Annotated in this window: 3 protein-coding genes; 1 reads left to right on the top strand and 2 read right to left on the bottom strand. The window is 70.1% G+C overall.

All coding sequences use genetic code 11. The features are described from left to right. Positions 1-60: 60 nt before the first annotated feature. Together ABT085_RS44075 and ABT085_RS44070 are read right to left on the bottom strand one after the other, a co-directional pair. Positions 61-1104 (bottom strand): CU044_5270 family protein, encoded by a 1044-nt coding sequence (locus ABT085_RS44075; RefSeq protein WP_351622176.1) that lies wholly within the window; start codon positions 1102-1104, stop codon positions 61-63. Continuing rightward, positions 1101-1727: an RNA polymerase sigma factor gene (locus ABT085_RS44070; RefSeq protein WP_351622173.1), complete on the bottom strand. Its 627-nt coding sequence runs from the start codon at positions 1725-1727 to the stop codon at positions 1101-1103. Before ABT085_RS44070 ends, ABT085_RS44075 begins: the two co-directional genes overlap by 4 nt. Before the next feature lie 668 nt (positions 1728-2395). Between ABT085_RS44070 and ABT085_RS44065 the strand changes: the two genes are divergently transcribed. Continuing rightward, a complete protein-coding gene (locus ABT085_RS44065) occupies positions 2396-4516 on the top strand; it encodes a glucose PTS transporter subunit IIA (protein WP_351622170.1) in 2121 nt (706 codons plus the stop codon). Positions 4517-4631 lie beyond the last annotated feature (115 nt).

The raw sequence follows: 4631 nt of genomic DNA, 5'->3' as shown, positions 1-4631 counted from the left end.
GTCCTGTGCGGACGGCGGGCCGGAGCGTGGCTGATGCGGGGGACCTCCGAGGGTGAACGGTCAGTTCTGAGGCTGGATGCGGGTGCGCTCCGCGTCCGTGGGCTGTCGGCCGGCCTTGTCGACGACGGCGAGTTCCAGCTCGGCCTCGCTGGACAGCAGCGTGCCCGCCTTTCCGTACGAGGTGTCCTTGATCAGGTAGCTGCGGGAGCCGAGATAGGAGTAGTCCTTCGCGTCGAAGACCCACTCGGTCCGGACCCCGTAGTCCGTGTCGTCGCGGGCGATGCCGAGCCCCCGGCGGCCGATCGCGTCGCGTGCCTGCGGGGCCGCGGTGACGCCGGGGATCTTCGCCGCGGCCCGGTAGAGCGCGGCGGCCGTGGCGGGCGGCATCACCCCGCCGACCAGGCCCCCGATCTGCTCGAACACCGCCTGGTCCCGTCCCCGGCCCTCGGCGTGCGGGGTGTTCGCGTACAGGTAGACCAGCAGCTTGTCGGGGTCGGTGGGCAGCGAGCCGAGCCAGCGGTAGGTGGCCCGGTTGATACCGGCCGGGGTGCCGTCGGTGTCACCGAGTTCGGCGTTGATCGGCAGCGTCTCGCCGTTCTCCCGCACCAGGCCGAGCTTGTGCAGCGGTCCCTGTTCCTGAGCGGCCCACACCTCCCGGTCCTGCAGCGGGCCGAGGACGGCCTTCCCGCTGGTCAGGTCGGCACCGCGCGCCTTCTCCCGGGTGTAGACGAACTGGTCGTCCCGCACCTGGGGCGTGGTGCGTTCCCCGGCGGCGTCGGAGATCCGGCTCAGGAGCGCCGCGGCGGGCTGCATGTCCGTGGCGGCACGGTGCGAAGAGGTGCCGGGGGGCGTCCCGCCGTTGCCGTTGAGGGCGACTCCCGCGGCCAGCGCGCCGGCCAGGGTCAGAGCGGTAACCGGGGCCAGGAGCGCGGGCCGCAGCAGCCGGCGGGCCGGGCGGGTACGGGTCGCCTGCTCCTGGGCGATGTCTCGGTCGATGCGGTGCATCAGCAGTTCCTTGTGACGAAGGTGCTGCTCGCGCGGAAGGTCCCAGTCGGCCGGGGCCGGCAGCAGGCGCGCGATCTCCTCGCGGTCGCCGTCGTTCATGTGAGCTCCTTCCGTGCGGGCAGGGCCGCGATCGCGGCCGCACTTGTCATCTCTCCGCGGGTGACGGGTGGTTCCCGGTCTTCTTCCGCGAGGCGGGCCAGCTTCGTGCGGGCCCGCGAAAGGCGGGAACGCACGGTGCCGACGGCGATGCCGAGGGCCTCCGCCGTCTGCTGGTAGTCCAGGCCGGACCACACGCACAGGGCCAGCACCTCGCGTTCCTGGCGCCGCAGCCGGCCCAGGGCGGCGTGCACCGCACGCAGGCGCCGTGCGTCGTCGATCCGCCCGACCGTCCGGGGCGCGAAGTCCTCCTCCGCGGGCGGCTGCGGCTGACGCGCCAGGAACAGCTGGCGTCTGCGCTGTCCCCGGCGGGCGTTGTCCGCCTTGTGGGTGGCGATGCCCAGCAGCCAGGGCAGCAGCGAGCCGCCGTCCTCGTGCACCCGCGCACGGGTCCGCCACGCAGTCAGGAACGTCTCGGACATGATCTCTTCGGCTGTCGACCAGTCGCCGGTCAGCCGCAGACCGTGGTTGTACACGGCGCGGGCGAACTCCTCGTACAGCTGGGCGAACGCCGCGCGGTCCCCTTCGCGCACGCGGCGGCGCACATCGTCTTCTGCGTCTCTCACGACCACTTCTCTCCGCAGGACCAGAGGAGTTCCTGTGGCCTGTGTCACTTACACCGGTACGGCCCCGGTGGCGGGGTGGAGAGGCCCCTGCTGTCGGACCGCAGTCGCCGGTCACCGTGATCGTCTTTCGATCGTCCAGACGTCCGCAACCCGCGCCCGGACCGCCCTATTCCCCGGGCAGGGCCCGCATCGGGGCAGGCGTTGGCCCTGAGGCCCGGCGCCGTGCGACACTATGGCCCGCTCGGTCCCTGACCTCTTGATCCCCTGATCGAGGTTCGGAAGTTCTCGACGCAACCACCGGCCACCCACAGGCCGGGAGCCTTCATGGCTCCGGCCCCGTCGTCGGGAGTGCCGGGATACCGGACTGCCGGAGCGTCGTGATCCATCAGGAGATCGACCCTTTGTCCCGGTCCGGAAGAGTTTCTTCTCTATGGCGCTATTTCGCTGCTATAGTAATTATCGATCGAACCCGATCGCAGGATTGTTACTCCCTATCGACGCCATCGCCGCCGCCTCATACGAGGTGACGGCGGCGGGCGGTCCGACGGGAGGCAAGGCCTGGGTGGCGCCATGTGCGCTACCCAGGCCTTTTTTGCTGCCACGGTCCGGGCGGGAGAGATCGAAGAACGGTGCAGAACCGCACGAACCAGGGATGTTAGGACGCACCCATGAGCACACGCACATCCGATGCGCTGGCGGAGAAGATCCTCCGTGGCGTCGGCGGATCCGAGAACATCGAGAGCCTGACGCACTGCGCGACGCGGCTGCGCTTCCAGCTGCACGACGCCAAGAAGGTCGACCAGACCGCGCTCGACGGCCTCGACGGTGTCATGGGCACCGTGCCTCAGTCCGGCGACCGCTTCCAGATCGTGATCGGCGGAGCCGTGGCGGGCGTCTACTCCGACATCATGAACCTGCCGTCGATGAGGAGCGGGGCCGCTCCCCGCCCGCAGTCCGACGCTGACGTCAAGGCCGAGATCCGCGCCAAGGGCCGCGGCCGCTACGCCTGGCTCGACAACTTCTTCGAGTACCTCTCGGACTCGTTCCGCCCGCTCCTGGGCGTGCTGCTCGGCGCCTCGCTGATCATCGCGATCGCCTCCATGCTCGACGCCTTCGGCCTGGTCGACTTCCGCGCCGCGGACAAGTCCGCCAGCTGGGTCTTCGTCGACGCCATGTGGCGCTCGGTGCTGTACTTCCTGCCGATCATGGTCGCCTACAACGCGGCCAAGAAGCTGAAGATCGACCCATGGGTCGGCGCCACGGTCATGGCCGCGGTGATGACCCCGAACTTCACCGGCATGATCGGGTCCAAGACCCCCGGTGTCACCACCCACGTCAACTCGACGCTGGGCACCACGGAGTCCGTGGCGCACGTCTTCGGGCTGCCGATGCAGCTCAACGACTACGGCGGCCAGGTCTTCGTGCCGCTGCTGATGGTCGCCCTGCTCGCCCTGGTCTACAAGGGCCTGAAGCGGATCTTCCCCGAGAACGTCCAGATGGTCTTCGTGCCGTTCTTCAGCATGCTGATCATGATCCCGCTGACCGCCTTCCTCATCGGTCCCATGGGTGTCTGGGCCGGCAACGGCCTCGGCACGGGTCTGTCCTGGCTGAACGGCCACGCCCCGATCGTCTTCGCGATCGTCATCCCGATGCTGTACCCGTTCCTGGTGCCGCTGGGTCTGCACTGGCCGCTGAACGCGCTGATGCTCGTCAACATCAACACCCTCGGCTACGACTTCATCCAGGGCCCCATGGGCACGTGGAACTTCGCCTGCTTCGGCGCCACCGCCGGTGTCCTGCTGCTCTCGATCCGTCACCGTGAGAAGGACATGCGTCAGACCGCCACCGGCGCCCTGGCCGCGGGTCTGCTCGGCGGTATCTCCGAGCCCTCGCTGTACGGCATCCACCTGCGCTTCAAGCGGATCTACCCGCGCATGCTGGTCGGCTGCCTCGTGGGTGGTGTGATCATCGGTCTGCTGGGCGGCGTGAACACCAACGCCTTCGCCTTCACCTCCCTGCTGACCATCCCGGTCTTCGACCCGATGATCAAGTACATCATCGCGATCTCGGCGGCCTTCTTCACCTCGATGGCTCTCGTGTACTTCTCCGACTACCGCACCAAGGAGGAGCGCGTCGCGGCCAACGCCGAGCGTGACGCCGTCGAGGCCGCCGCCCGCGGTGAGGTTGCCGCCCCCGCCGAGGCCGCACCGGCCGAGGCGCGTGAGCTGGTCACCGTCGGCGCCCCCGCGGCGGCCGCAGAGGGTGAGCTGGTGACCGCGGGAGCCACCGGCGCCTCCGCCGGCACCGTCGCGGCGGACGCTCCCGCCGCCGGTGCGGACCTCGAGCTCGTGGCGCCGGTCTCGGGCCATGTGATCGGCCTCGGCACGGTCGAGGACCCGGTCTTCGCCTCCCGCGCGCTCGGTGAGGGCGTGGGCATCGACCCGGCCGACGGTCACGTCGTCGCCCCGGTCGACGGCGAGCTGATCACCGTCGCCAACACGGGTCACGCGTTCGGGATCCGGACCGCGGACGGTGTCGAGGTGCTCATCCACATCGGCATCGACACGGTGCAGATGAAGGGCGAAGGCTTCGACGTCCGCGTCGAGCCCGGCCGGAAGGTCTCCGCCGGTGACCTCCTCGCCGAGGTCGACCTCGGCGCGGTGCGCGCCGCGGGGCACCCGACGGTCGTCCTCATGACCGTCCTGAACACCGCGGACATGGCCTCGGTCGAGCCGCACACCGGGCAGGACGTCACCGCCGGCGCCCGGGTGGTGACCGTGCGGCGGTGATCACCCGCCACTGAACCGGCGCGCGCACGCCCGACGCCCTGCGCCGTGTCCTCGCCCGTGCCGTGGTCCGTGTTCTGCTCCGGCGGGGCGGCCGAGGGCGCGGCCACCACCAGGG

Source organism: Streptomyces sp. NPDC002265 (assembly GCF_040296125.1).
Classification (GTDB): Bacteria; Actinomycetota; Actinomycetes; order Streptomycetales; family Streptomycetaceae; genus Streptomyces.
Note: the sequence above shows the minus strand (reverse complement) of the source record. Positions and strands in the feature narration are given on the sequence as shown.

Excerpts from the sequence above, each read along its gene's own strand:
- ABT085_RS44075 (WP_351622176.1), bottom strand. The coding sequence starts at position 1,104 with ATGAACGACGGCGACCGCGAGGAGATCGCGCGCCTGCTGCCGGCCCCG.
- ABT085_RS44065 (WP_351622170.1), top strand. The coding sequence starts at position 2,396 with ATGAGCACACGCACATCCGATGCGCTGGCGGAGAAGATCCTCCGTGGC.